A 17675-nucleotide genomic window follows, 5' to 3' on the forward strand; every position below is an offset into this window, starting at 1 on the left:
CTCGCAAACCGAGTTGCTGCACTACTTTCAAGTTGTATTCTCAAGTTGCATTACTCGGCAGAAGACTACCGAGTAAATTCAAAGCTTATTGAGCTTGACCAACGATGTAGTATTCAACGTCTGCATTTTTACGCAGTACGTTTAGTACATTAGTAAGGTCTTGTTGATTACCAACGCGCTCTAACTGTGCACCAAGTTGTGTGCTGTAAGCAGGGTTGATTTCAGCCGTTACTTTAGAAAGCTCAACAACAACGATGTTACCGTCTTGATCTTTAGATTGACCGAACACAGCTTGGCCGGCTTCCGGTTTCACTAGAGCGAATACAGATGCAGCTAATGGAGAATTACGGTCAATGGTTTCAAGTTCAGTAAACTCAAGGCTGTTATCCGCCAGTACCGCTTCATTACCTTGCTTAAGTTCGTTTACTAGAGAAACACCTAGCTCTACCGCTTGTTGCTCTGCTTTTACAGCAGACAATGCAGCTACAACTTGATCTTTCACTTCTGCTAAAGGAAGAACTGTTTCGTCGCGAGTCTCTTCTACACGTACAACAATAACGTGCTCAGGAGCCACTTCGATAACTTCAGAGTTCAAACCGTCTTCTTTCACTTCAGGGCTCAAGATAGCTTGCATTACTGCAGGCGTCATCAGAACTTCTGGAGCGTCAGCTTGAGAGATGAAATCAGTCGTCGTGATCTTCGCGTTGATAGCTTCAGCAGAGTCGTCTAGAGAATCTGGGAATTCAAACGCTACTTTTTCAAGTTCAGTTTGTTGCTCGTAGAACTGATCAACGGCGTGTTGGTCTAGAAGCTCTGTCTTAATCTCTGCCGCTACTTCAGTGTAAGGCTGAGCTTGAGATGCTTTTACTTCGTCTAGCTTGATGATGTGGTAGCCAAAATCAGATTTAACTAGGCCAGTTGTATCGCCAATATTCACAAGAGCGAAAGCCGCCTCTTCGAATGCTGGGTCCATAACATCGCGTTCAATCCAACCTAGGTCACCGCCAACATCTGCACTACCGAAGTCGTCAGATTTTTCTTCTGCTAGCGTAGCAAAATCAGCACCTGCATTTAGCTCGTCTAGGATAGACTGAGCTTTCGCTTCGTCATCACCTTGAACTAGAATGTGGCTAACTTTACGTTGCTCTTCAGTAGAGTACTTGTCTAGATGCTCTTGGTAATATTTCTGTGCTTCCTCATCGCTAACTTCAAGTTGCGATTTAAGTGCTTCAGCAGAAAGTTCGATGTAAGACACCTTAGCCTGCTCTGGACGAGTGTAAGCCGCAGGGTTCTCTTGGTAATACTGTTCGATTTGCTCGTCAGTTAACTCGATGGTTTTCGCTAGGTCAGCAACAGACAGTGTCACTGTGCGAATGTCACGAGTTTGAGCAATAAGCTTGCTCTGAATATCAATTTCGCCTTGAAGAACAAATTCACTGCCTTGAAGCGCAGTGACAAGCTGGTTACGCATTAGGTCACGACGCATGTATTCTGCGAAGCTTTCTGCGCTGAAACCTGCACGACGCAGTGCTGATTGGTAAACTTCTTGGTCGAATTGACCAGCCGTTTGGAACTGAGGCATTTCTAGAATCATGGTACGGATTTGAGAATCACTGATTCGTAGGCCTAGAGATTCTGCTTGCTGCTCAAGTAGAACATCGTTGATCATGCGATCAAGTACTGACTTACGGAAAGACTCCACGTATGCAGGGTCTGCAAGCATTTGAGCGAAGTAATCGCCAAGTTGAGATTGCATGCGATTACGTTCGTTTTGGTAAGCTTGTTCGAACTCACCACGAGCAATTTCTGTGTTGCCAACTTTAGCTGCTGCGTTGTTACCGCCACCGGTGATGTAGCTGCCTACACCTGCGAATACGAATGACAGGATAATCAACCCAAGGATAATTTTTACCGCGATGCTATTCACGCCTTCGCGTAATCGATCCATCATAATTTAAGTGCTCTCCGGATATGAAGCATTGGCTTCAAAATAAAAATCTATTCACGCGATATTATCAGAAAAAGAAATGCGCATCAGTAGGATGCGCATAATTTAAATAAGTTCAATGTGCTTTGCACATATACTGTTTGAAAATGAAACATCATTGTTCAAACAGTAAACGCATATTACTGCCTTCTCCTCACAAAAACTTGAGGTTTCAGCAACAAAAATTAGTTACATGCGTCTTTAAGTGCTTTACCCGCTTTGAAGCCAGGTACTTTAGCTTCTGCGATTTGGATCTCTTCACCAGTTTTTGGGTTACGACCTGTACGAGCAGCACGAGTACGAACACTGAAAGTACCAAAGCCAACAAGTGCAACTTGGTCGCCTGATTGTAGCGTTGTGCCAACTGCTTCGATGAAAGCGTCTAGAGCGCGACCAGCTGAAGCTTTAGAGATGTCTGCGTTTTCTGCGATTGATTCTACTAGTTGTGTTTTATTCACTGTTTTTCCCCTATGTGTCATCTGTGACTACTTCTCGATGACTGTACGTTCCATTTTGGTTTTAATTTAGCCGCAAGCCTTATTACAAAAGGGCTGCCGCTTTAGTCGAATAACTTAGCGTCCAAAAAAAACGCTGACAAGCCTTTTCGGGTCTATCAGCGTAATTCTTTACTTATTTTTGCTATGCATCACTATTTTTTCACGTCGAACTCGACCCCTGACGGATCTCGTTCTAGTGCGACTTTCAGTACTTCATCAATCCATTGAACCGGAATCACCTTCAAGTCAGCGATTACGTTGTCTGGAATCTCTTCCAAATCACGTTCATTGTCTTTAGGAATCAAGACCGTTTTAATACCACCGCGGTGCGCTGCAAGCAGCTTTTCTTTCAAGCCACCGATAGGTAAAACTTCACCACGAAGGGTAATTTCACCGGTCATACCAACCTCTGCTTTTACAGGGTTACCCGTTAAGCTAGAGACCAATGCAGTACACATTGCGATACCCGCACTCGGGCCATCTTTTGGCGTTGCACCTTCCGGTACGTGAACATGAATGTCACGTTTCTCGTAGAAATCGGTGTTAATACCCAAATTTTCCGCACGAGAGCGAACCACTGTCATTGCCGCTTGAATCGACTCTTTCATCACATCGCCTAGTGAACCGGTTTGCGTTAGCTTACCTTTACCTGGCATTGATTCAGTTTCGATGGTCAGTAGATCGCCACCTACTTGCGTCCATGCTAAGCCAGTTACTTGGCCGATACGGTTGCTTTCATCCGCTTTACCGAAGTCATGACGTTGCACACCTAAGTACTCTTTCAGGTTATCAATGTTAACCGTTACAGATTTAAGGTCGCTGTCTAACAAGATATTCTTCACTGCTTTACGACAGATCTTAGAGATTTCACGCTCTAGGCTACGCACACCCGCTTCACGCGTGTAGTAACGAATGATGCCGATGATTGCAGAGTCTTCAATCTCAATCTCATGAGGCTTAAGACCGTTGCGTTGAACTTGCTTGTCCAATAGGTGGCTCTTAGCAATGTTCAGCTTTTCATCTTCTGTGTAACCCGACAGGCGAATCACTTCCATACGGTCCAATAGTGGGCCCGGAATATCCATCGAGTTAGACGTTGCAACAAACATCACATCAGATAAATCGTAATCGACTTCTAGGTAGTGATCGTTAAATGCGTTGTTTTGCTCAGGGTCTAGTACTTCTAGAAGCGCAGAAGATGGGTCGCCACGCATATCAGAAGACATCTTATCGATTTCATCTAATAGGAACAGTGGGTTCTTAACACCAACTTTAGACATCTTCTGGATTAATTTACCCGGAAGTGAACCGATGTACGTACGACGGTGACCACGAATCTCAGCTTCATCACGAACGCCGCCTAGCGCCATACGTGTGTACTTACGACCCGTTGCCGCGGCAATCGAACGGCCTAGTGAAGTTTTACCAACACCAGGAGGACCAACAAGACAAAGGATTGGACCTTTTAGTTTGTTGATACGGTTTTGTACTGCCAAGTATTCGAGAATACGTTCTTTAACACGTTCTAAGCCGTAGTGATCTTCGTTTAAGATCTCTTCCGCTTTCGCTAAATTCTTTTTAACTTTTGAACGCTTAGCCCAAGGAACGCCTACCATCCAATCAATGTAACTACGTACTACTGTTGCTTCAGCAGACATTGGCGACATCATTTTCAGTTTTTGCAGTTCTTGCTCAGTTTTTTCACGAGCTTCTTGAGGCATTTTTGAGTCTTCGATCTTCTTCTTCAGAGTCTCGAATTCATCAGGCGCGTCGTCCATCTCGCCCAGTTCTTTCTGAATCGCTTTCATTTGCTCATTCAGATAGTACTCACGCTGAGACTTTTCCATCTGTTTCTTAACGCGGCCACGGATGCGTTTTTCAACTTGCAGGATATCAATTTCTGACTCCATTTGGCCCATCAAGAATTCCAGGCGTTCCGTCACATCTGAAATTTCTAGAACGTGCTGCTTATCTACCAGTTTAAGTGGCATGTGCGCAGCAATCGTATCAGCAAGGCGAGCAGCCTCATCAATACCGTTCAGCGAGGTTAGAACCTCTGGTGGAATCTTTTTGTTCAGCTTAATAAAGCCTTCGAATTGATTGATCGCACTGCGAACAACCACTTCTTGTTCTTTTTCGTCAAGTTCTGAGGTTACAACGTATTCGGCATCCGCTAAGAAAAACTCACTCTCTTTGAACTGGTGAATTTTTGCACGCTGCTGACCTTCGACAAGTACTTTTACGGTACCATCTGGCAGCTTTAGCAACTGAAGAATAGTAGCGACTGTACCTACGTTAAATAGGTCGTCGATTGAAGGCTCATCAGTGTCCGCTTCTTTCTGCGCTACAAGTAGTACTTGTTTGTTAGCTTCCATTGCCGATTCAAGGCAAGTAATCGATTTTTCACGACCAACAAACAATGGAATAACCATGTGTGGGTAAACCACTACATCACGTAGAGGTAGCACGGGGATTTCGATACGCTCGGAACGTTCCAAGTTCATATATTTCTCTCTTCCGCTTTAACTTATAAAGCAGTATATGGGGCTTAAACGACTGGATTCAATGGAAGAATAAAAAAAAGGAGGTAATTGCTTACCTCCTTTTTCAATTTGAGTGTGTAGTCTTAAAAAGACCTACTCTGCAACAGCTGCTTGGTTATCTGAGTTACTGTAAATCAATAGTGGTTCTGACTCACCATTAATTACCGACTCATCAATCACAACCTTGCTTACATCAGTTGAAGATGGCAGTTCGTACATAGTTTCTAGTAGAACACCTTCCAAGATAGAGCGTAGACCACGAGCACCCGTTTTACGGTTCATTGCTTTCTTCGCAATTGCGCGTAGGGCGTCTTCACGGAATTCTAACTCTGTATCCTCAAGTTCAAATAATGCAGCGTACTGTTTTGTCAGTGCATTCTTTGGCTCACAAAGGATTTGGATTAGCGCTTCTTCATCAAGCTCTGTCAGTGTTGTTGTAACAGGTAGACGACCAATGAATTCTGGAATCAAACCATACTTCACTAGATCTTCAGGTTCTACTTGAGTGAACAGTTCACCGATAGTTTTGGTTTCGTCTTTTGAACGCACTTCTGCGCCAAAGCCGATACCTGAACCTGTTTCTACACGTTGCTCAATCACTTTATCTAGGCCGGCAAACGCACCACCACAGATAAATAGGATCTTAGACGTGTCCACTTGCAAGAACTCTTGCTGTGGATGCTTACGACCACCTTGAGGTGGAACTGAAGCCACTGTACCTTCAACAAGTTTTAATAGAGCTTGCTGTACACCTTCACCAGACACGTCACGCGTGATCGATGGGTTTTCAGCTTTACGAGAAATCTTATCGATTTCATCGATGTAAACAATGCCGCGTTCCGCTTTCGCTACGTCGTAATCACATTTCTGAAGCAACTTCTGGATGATGTTTTCAACATCTTCGCCCACATAACCCGCTTCGGTTAGTGTTGTTGCATCTGCCATTGTGAAAGGAACGTCTAGGAAACGAGCCAGTGTTTCAGCCAGTAGGGTTTTACCACTACCAGTAGGACCGATAAGAAGAATGTTACTCTTACCTAGCTCTACGCCTTCAGCCGTCGTATCACCATTACGTAAACGCTTGTAGTGGTTATATACTGCAACTGCTAGCACTTTTTTCGCGTATTCTTGACCGATTACATAGTCGTCAAGATGCTCACGAATCTCACGCGGCGTTGGCAGCGATTCCGATTCTTTCTTTGGAAGAACATCTTTAATTTCTTCACGAATAATGTCGTTACAAAGATCGACACATTCATCACAAATGTAAACAGAAGGACCTGCGATTAACTTGCGAACTTCGTGCTGGCTTTTGCCACAGAAAGAGCAGTAAAGCAATTTACCGCTACCACCCTCTTTGCTTTTATCTGTCATTCGCTAACCTCTTAGCCTTTACTCTCTATGTTTGAGTGTATATCAATTTGAATCACTTTGCGTTAAACAATTGCCCTGCAATTATTGACCGCGGTGATTAAGAACTGAATCCACCAAACCGTATTCTACAGCCTGATCAGCAGACATGAAATTGTCACGATCTGTATCACGCTCAACAACCTCTAGAGGCTGACCTGTGTGCTCTGCCAATAGTTTGTTTAGCTTTTGCTTGATCGTTAGGATCTCTTGCGCGTGAATTTGAATATCAGACGCTTGGCCTTGGAAGCCGCCAAGTGGCTGGTGAATCATTACACGTGAGTTTGGAAGCACGTGACGCTTACCCGGAGTACCACCCGCTAGTAAGAATGCACCCATAGAGCAAGCTTGACCCATACATACGGTGCTCACGTTTGGCTTGATGAACTGCATTGTGTCATAGATAGACATGCCCGCTGTTACGCTACCGCCAGGTGAGTTGATGTAAAGATAGATATCTTTGTCTGGGTTTTCTGATTCCAAGAAAAGCAGTTGAGCCACGACAAGATTTGCCATGTGGTCTTCCACTTGACCTGTTAAGAAAATGATACGTTCTTTTAATAGACGAGAATAAATATCGTAAGAACGTTCACCACGGGAAGTCTGTTCAACCACCATAGGAACTAGTGCGTCCATAATCGATGGCATTGTATTTTTTTCTTGGTAGCTCATATTCTTATGTCCCTAAAATAAATGGCCCGAATGATTAAATCATACGGACCATTGTTAGCAGAATTGTTGACCGTACGTCAACCTTCTACGTCAGATATTACTATATTAAGCAGGTTGCTGATTCATTAGCTCGTTGAAGCTAACTTCTTTATCAGAAACTTGAGCTTTAGCGATGATTGCATCAATAGCTTGCTCTTCTAGAGCAACATTGCGCATGTTGTTCATCATTTGCTCGTTTTGCTCGTAGTAAGCAATAACTTCTGTTGGATCTTCGTATGCTGTAGCCATCTCTTCGATGATAGCTTTAACTTTCTCGTCATCAGCTTTTAGCTCTTCAGTCTTGATTACTTCACCAAGAAGAAGACCTACAACTACGCGACGTTTAGCTTGCTCTTCGAACAGCTCACGTGGAAGTTGGTCAGCAGCTTCAGTGTTACCACCGAAACGTTGAGCAGCTTGTTGACGTAGAACACCGATCTCTTGATCGATTAGAGCAGAAGGTACGTCGATGTTGTTTTCGTTAACTAGACCGTCGATTGCTTGCTCTTTGATGCGGTTCTTAACTGCTTGCTTAAGCTCACGCTCCATGTTCTTACGAACTTCAGCTTTAAGGCCTTCAACGCCTTCAGCTGCGCCGAACTTAGAAACGAATTCTTCGTTTAGTTCTGGAAGCTCACGAGCTTCAACTTTGTTCAGCTTGATAGAGAACTTAGCAGCTTTACCTTTTAGGTTTTCAGCGTGGTAATCTTCTGGGAAGTTTACTTCGATTTCGAATTCCATACCTGCTGTTTTACCAACGATACCGTCTTCAAAACCAGGGATCATGCGACCAGCACCCATCTCTAGTGGGAAGTTCTCAGCTTTACCGCCTTCGAACTCTTCACCGTCGATAGAACCAACGAAGTCGATAGTTGCACGAGAACCAGCGTCAGCAGCAGCTTCAACTTCAGTCCAAGTTGCTTGTTGCTTACGTAGAGTTTCGATCATCTCTTCAACGTCAGCTTCTTTAACTTCTACTGCTGGTTTCTCAACAGTGATGTTTTCTAGACCTTTCAGCTCAACTTCTGGGTAAACTTCAAAAGTTGCGTTGAATACTAGGTCAGCGCCTTCGTTGTTTTCAACTGGTGCGAAAGTAGGTGCGCCAGCTGGGTTGATTTTCTCTTTAACGATCGCTTCGATGAAGTGACGTTGCATTACTTCGCCCATCACGTCTTGACGTACTGCTTTGCCGTACATTTTAGCAACCATCTTCATTGGCACTTTGCCTTTACGGAAGCCGTCGAAACGACGGTTTTTCGCGATGTTGCGTAGTTCAGCTGTAACTGCATCTTCGATGTTAGCAGCAGGAACAGTAATATTAAGACGGCGCTCTAGGCCTTCTAGCGTTTCAACAGTAACTTGCATTATATAAACCTCAAAACTGGCTCAGTAATCTGAGCATATGAGCCGTAACTTAGCTTTAATTCAAAAGCCGACGTTGTTGGCTGCATCCTTGTGTAGTGCTCTATCCGAACACCTAATTTAAAATCGAGCATTGATGTCTGAATTGATTATTCAACCAAACACCAGACTAATCAGCGATATCTTCGTTCTTCACGCGTCGATTAAAACGCAATAAAGCTTGTTTTCGAAAACAAGAAAGGTATCTCCGATTAGCCTCAGGACAGAAATTTTAGACGCGACATTCTAGCGATCTGTTTAATCTCTGTCGAGCCGTTCACCTCTGCATGATGATGAATGCTCTAAATTCGTCCAACTAAATGATACAAAAACGATCAAATCATCACTTAGCACAACAGAAATGGGGACAATAGCGACTTTTTCAAGGGAATCGAGGGCTTTTTTTGCTAAAAACCTTAAAAAGAGATCTTGCTCTTGTTTTACCCCTCAGAGTCGATAACTTTTTCAACAATCCCCGTTACAAACCCTTAACCTACATCCATCTGGCGACTGTCTACTTTCAGCAAACACTACCGCTATTTGCTACCATAAACGAGAGAAGACAGGCTTGATTATTTACCAAAGAAATGAGCGGAGAGCCTTCATGTTTCAAGCTTTGAGAATCCCAATCCTATTATTGGCCACATACAGTTTACTAATGGTGTTCGGCGGTCATTGGGTGTGGAACACAAGCCATGAAAGTTTGTTAAATGATCATCAATCTAAGCTAGACCGATTTTCGGTTCATATTTCAAGCCAACTCGACAAGTTCGCGCACATTCCCGAGCTGCTTTCAAAAGACAAAGAGTTGGTCGATGCTCTTCACTCTCCAAGTAACTCTGCGCAAATCGAACTCACCAATCGCTACCTAGAACACGTAAACTCGGTGATTCAAGCATCGGACACCTATCTGTTAGATAGCATTGGCACCACCATAGCAGCCAGTAACTGGAATCTACCGCGTTCTTTTATTCGGCGAAATTTCGCTTTCCGTCCCTACTTTCAAGAAGCGATTCTTGGCAATGAAAATCAATATTTTGCGCTAGGTTCAACCTCTGGGAAACGAGGCTATTATTATTCTTACCCCGTCGCCTATGCCGCCGAGATTATTGGCGTCATTGTCGTAAAGATGGATTTATCGCTGATTGAAGCAAGTTGGAAAGGCAAACAGAGTTTTTTTGTTGCTGACGATAAAGACCAGATCGTATTTATGTCGAGTAATCCTGAGTGGCTGTTCAAAAGCCTTCAACCACTAAGCGAAGAACAACACACTCGAATTCAAGAAAGCAGGCAGTATCTCGATACAAAAATAGAAAGCCTGCACTTCTCCGGTGACTTAGAGAGTGCTACTAGCAATATTGAGTCTCCCCACAAACTTGTCCAAGAGCAGTTCTTTAGCTCCTCACGCTTCCTAGCCGAGCCAAAACTCACCATACGAGTATTTTCACCAACTCACTTAGTTTGGTGGGACTTGGTTGCTTACCTTGTGGTTTTGAGCCTTATTTTTGCGATTATTTATCTAACGATGCAACTCAATCACCATCGACAACAAAGACGAGCTCAGATAGACAGACTGCAATCCGAAGCCAAGCAAAAGCTAGAATTTCAAGTGCTTGAACGAACATCAGAGTTGCATGTCGAGATTAAGCACCGAATCGAAACCGAACATGTACTGAGGCAGACACAAGACGAACTCATCCAAGCCGCAAAACTGGCAGTGTTGGGGCAAATGTCAGCAAGCATCAGCCATGAACTGAATAACCCGCTTGCTGCGATTCGCAGCTATGCCGACAATGGCCGACTGTTTCTTGCCAAAGAAAAAACCGAGCGTGTCGATGACAACCTATCGCGAATCTCGGCGCTCACTGACCGTATGGCTAAGATAAGCCACCAGCTTCGTTCCTTTGCAAAGAAATCCACTGCGGAAGAGCTGCACACGTTACAAATACTGCCAGTATTGCACTCGTCAAAAGAACTGATGAGGCCACAACTCAAGAGTGAACGAGTTAAGGTCAACGAACTCCCTGAAACCTTTGATGCTTGCGTGCTCGCCAACGCCATTCAACTGGAGCAAGTGATCATTAACCTGCTGACTAACGCGATTCAGGCGATGGAACAACAAGACGACAAACAATTAGCTATTCTGTTAGAGATTAGGAAGCCCGACCATCAACAAGCCAAGACCTTGCTGATTCATGTCGATGACAATGGCCCAGGCTTCACCTCCCCTTCTAACGGAAATTTTTTTGAACCCTTCCATACCACCAAGAAAAATGGACTTGGACTTGGGCTATCGATTTCTCAACAAATAATCAGCGGAATAAATGGCAAGCTAGTTACCGATCACAGCCCACAAGGTGGTGCTCGATTTAGTATCGAGTTACCCATAGTTCCAACAAAAGAATCAGATTAGTCGCTAAGCAAACCAATACACCTTCACCAACAATAAAAATAAAAGATTAAAGGAATAACTATGTGTCACGTCTATTTCATTGATGATGAATCCGATCTGAGAATGGCTATTGAACAGAGCTTTGAGCTCGCCGATATTGATGCCGAATTCTTTCCCGATGCGGAGTCTGCTCTGCTCGCGATTCAAGAGAACGGCTTACCTCACGTCATCATCACTGATATCTGTCTACCGGGCCTTTCCGGGCATGATCTGCTCAACACCGTGATGCACAAAGACAAAGAGATCCCCGTGATTATGATTACTGGTCACGGCGATATTTCGATGGCTGTACAAGCGATCCAAGATGGCGCCTATGACTTCATCGAAAAGCCGTTCGCCAATGAACGTCTAATCGAAACCACCAAACGAGCAATAGAAAAACGTCAACTCACACTCGAGAATCTTGAATTGAAGCGCTCTTTAAAGGCCAGTAAAGCGCTTGGGCCGAGAATCATTGGTGACACGCAATCAATGACCGACCTGCGTTCTATCATTACTCATGTGGCAGATACTAACGCTGACATTTTACTCTTTGGTGAAACTGGCACAGGCAAAGAGTTGGTCGCACGCTCTCTACATGAACAAAGCAGCCGGCGAGAACAAAACTTCGTCGCCGTCAATTGCGGTGCGGTACCTGAAAACCTGATAGAGAGTGAACTGTATGGTCATGAGAAAGGTGCGTTCACTGGCGCAGAAAGCAAGCGAGTGGGTAAATTTGAATTTGCTCAAGGCGGAACTCTATTCTTAGATGAAATTGAGTCCATGCCGATGCAGGCACAAATTCGCCTGTTGCGCGTCTTACAAGAGCGCGTTATTGAAAGGGTTGGCTCAAACGGTTTAGTGCCTCTCGATATTCGAGTAATCGCCGCAACCAAAGTCGACCTAAAGAAGGCGGCTGAAGAAGGCGTTTTCCGCCAAGACCTCTATTATCGACTCAACGTTGTCACCTTGGATTTACCGCCGTTAAGAAGCCGTCAAGAAGATATCCCAGCACTCTTCCACCACTTCTTACTGGTCGCTGCTGCACGTTATGGCAAGACAGCACCAGCACTTCCACAAAAGGAGCTGCACGCGCTTTTAGCCCATGATTGGCCGGGAAATGTACGAGAATTGCGTAATACAGCTGAGCGGTTTGTACTTTTAGGTAAGCTTTCTCACTTATCAGACAACACCAATCAAGTCACTCAAGAACTGTCTTTGGCAGAACTGGTGTCTGACTTTGAAAAAAACACGTTAAAACAAGCGCTTATTGAATGTAATGGCAGTATTAAACAGACTATGGATAGACTGCAACTTCCACGTAAAACCCTCTACGATAAAATGCAAAAACACCAACTAGTTAAAGAGTCATACCGACAGAGCGAAAACTAAATTAAATTTGGGAGCAAGATCACCTATACTTATTTCACAACAGGATGTTATGCAACCAAGGTGGTAAGGAGGTCATTATGGGTGAGAAAACAAAAGTTCCCTCGATCACCGATACGTTTGAAATTGACGGTATTTTTTACACTGACAATCATGTCAACTTAGACACGCCAGAATTAGAGGCAAAAAGAGCGCTGTATGAGCCGATTGATTCTGGCTCTCGATATGGAAAAATCATTGATGAGGAGGTTTAGCCCTCCCCATCACTTCGCTATGATTTCACTCTCTATTTCGTGATGATCTCCGGCCCCATCAAGGTAGTCGGTAACCATGTTGATACCCAAGGTACGTAGGTTACGATAATCAGGAATAAGAACATCACGCCAACCCATGGCAGTGCGGCTTTTACTACGTTCATCATCGACATCTTCGCGACCCCTGCGGTCACAAACAAGTTGAGCCCCACAGGCGGTGTTATCATCCCTATCTCCATGTTCACCACCATCATGATACCTAGGTGAATAGGGTCGATGCCCAGTGCAATTGCAATTGGGAATACCAACGGAGCAACGATGATCAGCAAACCTGATGGCTCCATGAACTGCCCACCAATCAAGAGTAGAACGTTCACCACAATCAAGAAGGTGATTGGACCTAAACCTGCAGACAACATAGATTCCGTGATCATCTGAGGAATACGTTCTTCTGTCAGTACATGCTTAAGAATCAGAGCATTGGCAATGATAAACAACAACATGATGGTCAGCTTACCCGCATCATAGAGCGTGTCTTTGGTGTCTTTATGGAAAAACGTTTGGAACACTTTCACCAAAGCAGGCTTTGTATTTTTCTTGTCCGCAAACGGCCCCATATCTTTATAGATAAAGTTGGCAATGAAGAACGCATAAACCGCTGCAACAGCAGCCGCTTCTGTCGGAGTAAAGATACCACCGTAGATACCACCTAAAATGATAACAATCAGCAACAAGCCCCAGCTCGCATCCTTCGCGGCCGCGAACATCTCACCCCAGCCCACAAATGGCTGTGCAGGAATTTTCTTAATACGTGCTGCAATGTAGATAGCTATCATCAACATCACACCCGCCAACAGGCCAGGAATCACGCCGCCTAAGAACATACGACCGACAGATACATCCGTCGCCGCAGCGTAAACCACCATAACGATAGATGGTGGAATCAAGATACCCAATGTACCCGCGTTACAGATAACCCCTGCCGCGAACTCTTTTGTGTAGCCGTTTTTGATCATACCTGCGATAACAATACTACCGATTGCCACTACCGTAGCCGGTGAGGAACCTGACAGTGCAGCGAACATCATACACGCCACAACCGATGCCATTGCTAAACCGCCGCGGAACCAACCTACCATTGCGATAGCAAAACGGATAATACGTTTCGCCACACCACCGGTAGACATAAAACTTGAGGCCAAGATAAAGAAAGGGATCGCTAAGAGTGTGTAGTGGCCTGCAAATGCATTAAACAGCGTTTGTGCAACGGATGCCAAAGAAGCATCTGAATGCATCAATAAGAATATGACGCTTGATAAACCGAGGGAAATCGCAATTGGTACACCGACCAACATGAAAGCAATTACCATTAAAAATAGAAATAACATTGCCATGATTAATCTTCCTTACCGTTAGATTTTGTACCCGACTCGTTCGCCTTGTTTTGCTTAGTCGAATCCAATACCGCTGTCGCGTCTTCATCAGAACCCGCTAACACATCAGCTTTCAATGCATCCAGCTCTTCTTCGGCTTCATGCCCCGCTATCATGCGATCAAGCTTGCCTGTGACTACTTGGTAAGCAACTTGGGCAAAACGGAACGTCAGCATTGCCATACCAATAGGCAGTGCCATGTAAGGAATAAAACGTGGCAGTTTCTCGTATCGCTCGCCTTCATTCATCCAGTCGGCAAGGAACTGAAGCATCTCTGGCATTGGAATATCATCGGTCTCGTACCAAGCGCGCTCAGTCGCGAACGGGTACCAGTAATTCCAAGAACCTATAAGAAGTAAGATTGAGAATGCTAGGCAGCTTGTGACGGCGATTAACGCATACACTTTGCGTAGCTTTTCTGGGGCAAGGTTGATGATCACATCAACACCAATGTGGAAGTGTTTTTTAACGCCATAAGATGCGCCCACTAACACCATCCAAGCGAACATGAACACCGTCAGTTCTAGTGCCCATAAGATATTGCCATTGAATGCGTATCGAAATACCACATTGGCAAAAGTAAGTAGCGTCATTGCGCCAAGGAAAAATGCGATTAATGACTCTTCAATCACATCGGTAACTCTTCCGACTTTGGAAAAAAAAGAGGTTTCCAGTGCTGATTCGCTAGAATTTGGCTGTTCCATTTGAGGATTATCCATAATTGACTCCGCTTATAGTTATTTTAATAAGGAGTGGCGAAATGCACGCCACTCCCTTAGCGGTGTTACTGGTTTGAAGCTAACGCTGCATCGATAAGATCTGAACCGATGTCTTTTTCAAACTTCTTCCATACTGGTTGAAGCGCAGTTACCCATGCTTCACGCTGTTCAGGCGTAAGCGTACGAACCTCACCACCAGCTTCGATGATGTTGTTTTTGTTCGCTAGGTTAACTTTTGAAGATTCTGCGTTACGAGTCTCAGACACTTCTTGAACGATTGTGCCAAGTTGCGTACGTACATCTTCAGGTAGGTCTTTCCAGAAGTCGTTCGACGTTACTACCAGGTAATCAAGAATACCGTGGTTAGTTTCTGTCACGCCGTCTTGTACTTCAAAGAACTTCTTACCGTAGATGTTTGACCATGTGTTCTCTTGGCCATCGATAACCTTAGTCTGTAGGCCACCGTATACTTCTTTGAAAGACATCTTCTGTGGGTTAGCACCTAGCTGTTCAAACTGAGCAACCAATACGTCTGATGCTTGAACACGGAATTTCAAGCCTTCCGCGTCTTCAGGATTGATAAGAGGTTTGTTTGCTGACATCTGTTTCATGCCATTGTGCCAAAACGCTAGGCCTTGAAGGCCACGACGCTTCATCGCATTCTTCAGTTTTTCGCCAGATTCTGAGTTTTGGAAACGGTCAACAGCTTCTACGTCTTCAAATAGGAAAGGAAGGTCAAAAATGCGGTATTTCTTAGTGAACTTCTCAAATTTAGACAGCGAAGGAGCCGCCATTTGAACATCACCATTTAACAGGGCTTCCAGCACTTTATTATCATCGTAGAGTGTTGAATTAGGGAAAACTTGCATACAAGCTTTGCCATTCATTTCCGTGTTTACTCGCTCTTCCAGTAAAGAAGCGGCAATGCCTTTCGGGTGCTTGTCGGTATTGGTTACATGACTGAATTTAATCACGATTTCACCTGGGTCACAGTTTGCAGCAGCATTAAAACTTGTGAGCGCCAGAGCAGATACAGACAGCAGGGTAAGAGGCTTAAACATTATTATTCTCCTTAGTAAACAAAGCAGCCCTTCAATGGGAACTGCGTGCTTTCACTAAGGCAATTAGCGCGCCACATTGACACAAATCATTAACAACCCTTTAACCATAAGGCTTCATGATATTTACCTGTAGTAGTCACCAACTCGCCGCAAAAATTAATGGGTGGAAAATGACACATAGAATATTTGTAAATGGGTGGAAGCTGACCAATGTATTAGTGATGAATGAGGTCTGACCAAAAGCCCCATTCACGATGATGCCTTGAAGTAATTTCTACCTATCCTGTAGAGTGCTGCACAACTTAGTCAGATTAACTGATCCACTATTTACCAGAGTTGATACCAATGAGTCAGATCTACCATCACCCAGTACAAATTTACTATGAAGATACCGATCACTCAGGTGTGGTTTATCACCCTAACTTTCTAAAGTACTTTGAGCGTGCACGCGAACATGTATTGGGTAGCGATAAACTGGCAACATTGTGGAATGAACATGGGTTAGGTTTTGCGGTATATAAAGCCAACATGACTTTCCAAGATGGGGTTGAGTTCGCTGAGATCTGCGACATCCGAACCTCTTTTGAACTTGATGGCAAATACAAAACGCTATGGCGACAAGAAGTGTGGCGTAAAGATGCAACCAAACCTGCGGTGATTGGTGATATCGAAATGGTTTGCCTAGACAAAGACAAGCAACTACGCCCCGTGCCAGCTGAAGTATTAAAAGCGATGCTTGGCGAAACGAGCTAACTTCACCTCACCAAACTCGCTTAAAAGAGATGAGCCGACGAAAAGGTTCTCATCTCTAATTGCATTGGTAGACTCGCCCCACCAAGCGTAACCGCAAAGCGATACTGCTCATCCAGCCGCCCTAAGCAACATTGCCAACTTGTAGAACTATAGGTTTGCTCAGTAACATCCACCCCAACTCCACTGTATATGCTGATTTCACCATGCAATCTAATTTCATCCTGCAAGTTTGGTTGAAAATCCGAAGCGTGAATTGGCAATGTTTGCTCCGTCAGATTGGAGAATTCGAACGAAAAGCTTCGCAACGATGAGGCTAGCCCCTTACCCGTCGCTTTGATGTACGACTCTTTCAACGCCCACAGATCGAAAAAACGCTCTCTCTGTTCTTCTTTGCTGAGCTCAAGTAAATCCGCCAATTCTTTATCTGAAAAGTAGTGCTTCATGATCGAGTCGATATTGGTCGAACTCCTTGCGTGTTCAATATCAACACCCAATTGAACTTGCTTCCCTTCTCTCTGGCAAACTGCAATCAACAAATGTTCTTTGCTATGACTGATATTGAAATTCAGGCCGGTTTCTATTTGTTGTTTCTCAATTAATCTTGGCTTCCCTTTCTCACCATATTCAAAGCGCCACGCTTCAGGCATCAAATCAGAATAGCTAGACAGCACCTTTCTCAGATAATTTCGTACATACAAAGCTTGAATCTGAGATGAGGGCATTCGATAACGCTCAACTTTGGCGATCTCATCGGTTGTCAGTCTCTTTTTGAGCTGAGATACATTGTCTGGCTGGTCATTCAAGTTACTCAGAGAGCATAGCCACAAATCAACAACGGGAGTTTTCATTTAACTCGAACTCACTTCTATAAATCACTCTTCAAAACACGATTGGAACAACCCAATCGAACAAATTTAACTCACCTATGAATTAAGTGGAACCTAGAGAATACGGGAGGAAAACCCCCTTCACATGAGGACTTAAAACTAATTTTTCAAATAATAACAAATTAAAACACAGATCACACTTAGCCTTATACAAGAGGCATCCATTAAATGTTACTTACAAAAATATGACATAGATCTC

At 44.1% G+C, this 17675-nt stretch carries 14 protein-coding genes and 1 pseudogene; 4 read left to right on the forward strand and 11 right to left on the reverse strand.

Annotated elements, in window-relative coordinates; genetic code table 11:
• Window positions 1-85: 85 nt before the first annotated feature.
• The 7 genes and pseudogenes from ppiD to ACED25_RS16230 all read right to left on the reverse strand — a co-directional run.
• Window positions 86-1951, reverse strand: a complete 1866-nt coding sequence (gene ppiD, locus ACED25_RS16200; RefSeq protein ID WP_371695675.1) for a peptidylprolyl isomerase — start codon at window positions 1949-1951, stop codon at window positions 86-88.
• A gap of 221 nt (window positions 1952-2172) precedes the next feature.
• Entirely contained in the window at window positions 2173-2466 is a 294-nt protein-coding gene (locus ACED25_RS16205) for an HU family DNA-binding protein (protein WP_012604504.1), read from the reverse strand.
• Window positions 2467-2636: 170 nt separating this feature from the next.
• The gene (gene lon, locus ACED25_RS16210; protein ID WP_012604505.1) at window positions 2637-4988 is read right to left on the reverse strand and encodes an endopeptidase La; all 2352 of its coding nucleotides are present in this window, start codon (window positions 4986-4988) and stop codon (window positions 2637-2639) included.
• Between the two features lie 132 nt (window positions 4989-5120).
• Window positions 5121-6401, reverse strand: a complete 1281-nt coding sequence (gene clpX / locus ACED25_RS16215) for an ATP-dependent protease ATP-binding subunit ClpX (RefSeq protein ID WP_009847283.1) — start codon at window positions 6399-6401, stop codon at window positions 5121-5123.
• Between the two features lie 81 nt (window positions 6402-6482).
• Window positions 6483-7109 carry an ATP-dependent Clp endopeptidase proteolytic subunit ClpP gene (gene clpP, locus ACED25_RS16220; RefSeq protein WP_004736080.1) on the reverse strand — a complete coding sequence of 209 codons (627 nt, stop codon included), beginning with the start codon at window positions 7107-7109 and terminating at the stop codon, window positions 6483-6485.
• A gap of 105 nt (window positions 7110-7214) precedes the next feature.
• Complete coding sequence (gene tig, locus ACED25_RS16225) at window positions 7215-8513, reverse strand: trigger factor (protein WP_004736079.1); 1299 nt, start codon at window positions 8511-8513, stop codon at window positions 7215-7217.
• Between the two features lie 294 nt (window positions 8514-8807).
• Window positions 8808-8990: pseudogene (locus ACED25_RS16230) on the reverse strand (hypothetical protein); the annotation flags it as partial.
• A gap of 163 nt (window positions 8991-9153) precedes the next feature.
• Between ACED25_RS16230 and ACED25_RS16235 the strand changes: the two are divergent.
• The 3 genes from ACED25_RS16235 to ACED25_RS16245 all read left to right on the forward strand — a co-directional run bounded on the left by ACED25_RS16235 (window position 9154) and on the right by ACED25_RS16245 (window position 12623).
• Window positions 9154-10962: an ATP-binding protein gene (locus ACED25_RS16235; protein WP_371695676.1), complete on the forward strand. Its 1809-nt coding sequence runs from the start codon at window positions 9154-9156 to the stop codon at window positions 10960-10962.
• Window positions 10963-11022: 60 nt separating this feature from the next.
• Complete coding sequence (locus tag ACED25_RS16240; RefSeq protein WP_012604507.1) at window positions 11023-12372, forward strand: sigma-54 dependent transcriptional regulator; 1350 nt, start codon at window positions 11023-11025, stop codon at window positions 12370-12372.
• A 77-nt stretch (window positions 12373-12449) separates the two neighbouring features.
• Window positions 12450-12623, forward strand: a complete 174-nt coding sequence (locus ACED25_RS16245; protein WP_017101579.1) for a hypothetical protein — start codon at window positions 12450-12452, stop codon at window positions 12621-12623.
• Between the two features lie 32 nt (window positions 12624-12655).
• On the opposite strand, the gene ACED25_RS16250 is transcribed toward ACED25_RS16245, so the two are convergent.
• From ACED25_RS16250 to ACED25_RS16260, 3 genes are all read right to left on the reverse strand, one after another.
• A complete protein-coding gene (locus ACED25_RS16250) occupies window positions 12656-14017 on the reverse strand; it encodes a TRAP transporter large permease (protein WP_004736074.1) in 1362 nt (453 codons plus the stop codon).
• A 2-nt stretch (window positions 14018-14019) separates the two neighbouring features.
• A complete protein-coding gene (locus ACED25_RS16255; RefSeq protein ID WP_009847290.1) occupies window positions 14020-14775 on the reverse strand; it encodes a TRAP transporter small permease in 756 nt (251 codons plus the stop codon).
• 65 nt (window positions 14776-14840) lie between these two features.
• Window positions 14841-15836: a TRAP transporter substrate-binding protein gene (locus ACED25_RS16260; protein WP_012604509.1), complete on the reverse strand. Its 996-nt coding sequence runs from the start codon at window positions 15834-15836 to the stop codon at window positions 14841-14843.
• Window positions 15837-16181: 345 nt separating this feature from the next.
• Here ACED25_RS16260 and ACED25_RS16265 point away from each other — a divergent pair, with 345 nt between their 5' ends.
• Window positions 16182-16589 carry a thioesterase family protein gene (locus ACED25_RS16265; protein ID WP_102582475.1) on the forward strand — a complete coding sequence of 136 codons (408 nt, stop codon included), beginning with the start codon at window positions 16182-16184 and terminating at the stop codon, window positions 16587-16589.
• 20 nt (window positions 16590-16609) lie between these two features.
• Here the strand turns inward: ACED25_RS16265 and ACED25_RS16270 are convergent, their stop codons facing one another.
• Window positions 16610-17437, reverse strand: coding sequence for a 4'-phosphopantetheinyl transferase superfamily protein (locus ACED25_RS16270; protein WP_371695677.1), 828 nt, complete (start codon window positions 17435-17437; stop codon window positions 16610-16612).
• Window positions 17438-17675 lie beyond the last annotated feature (238 nt).

It is taken from the genome of Vibrio sp. 1F263, assembly GCF_041439035.1.
In the GTDB taxonomy this organism is placed as follows: domain Bacteria; phylum Pseudomonadota; class Gammaproteobacteria; order Enterobacterales; family Vibrionaceae; genus Vibrio; species Vibrio tasmaniensis_A.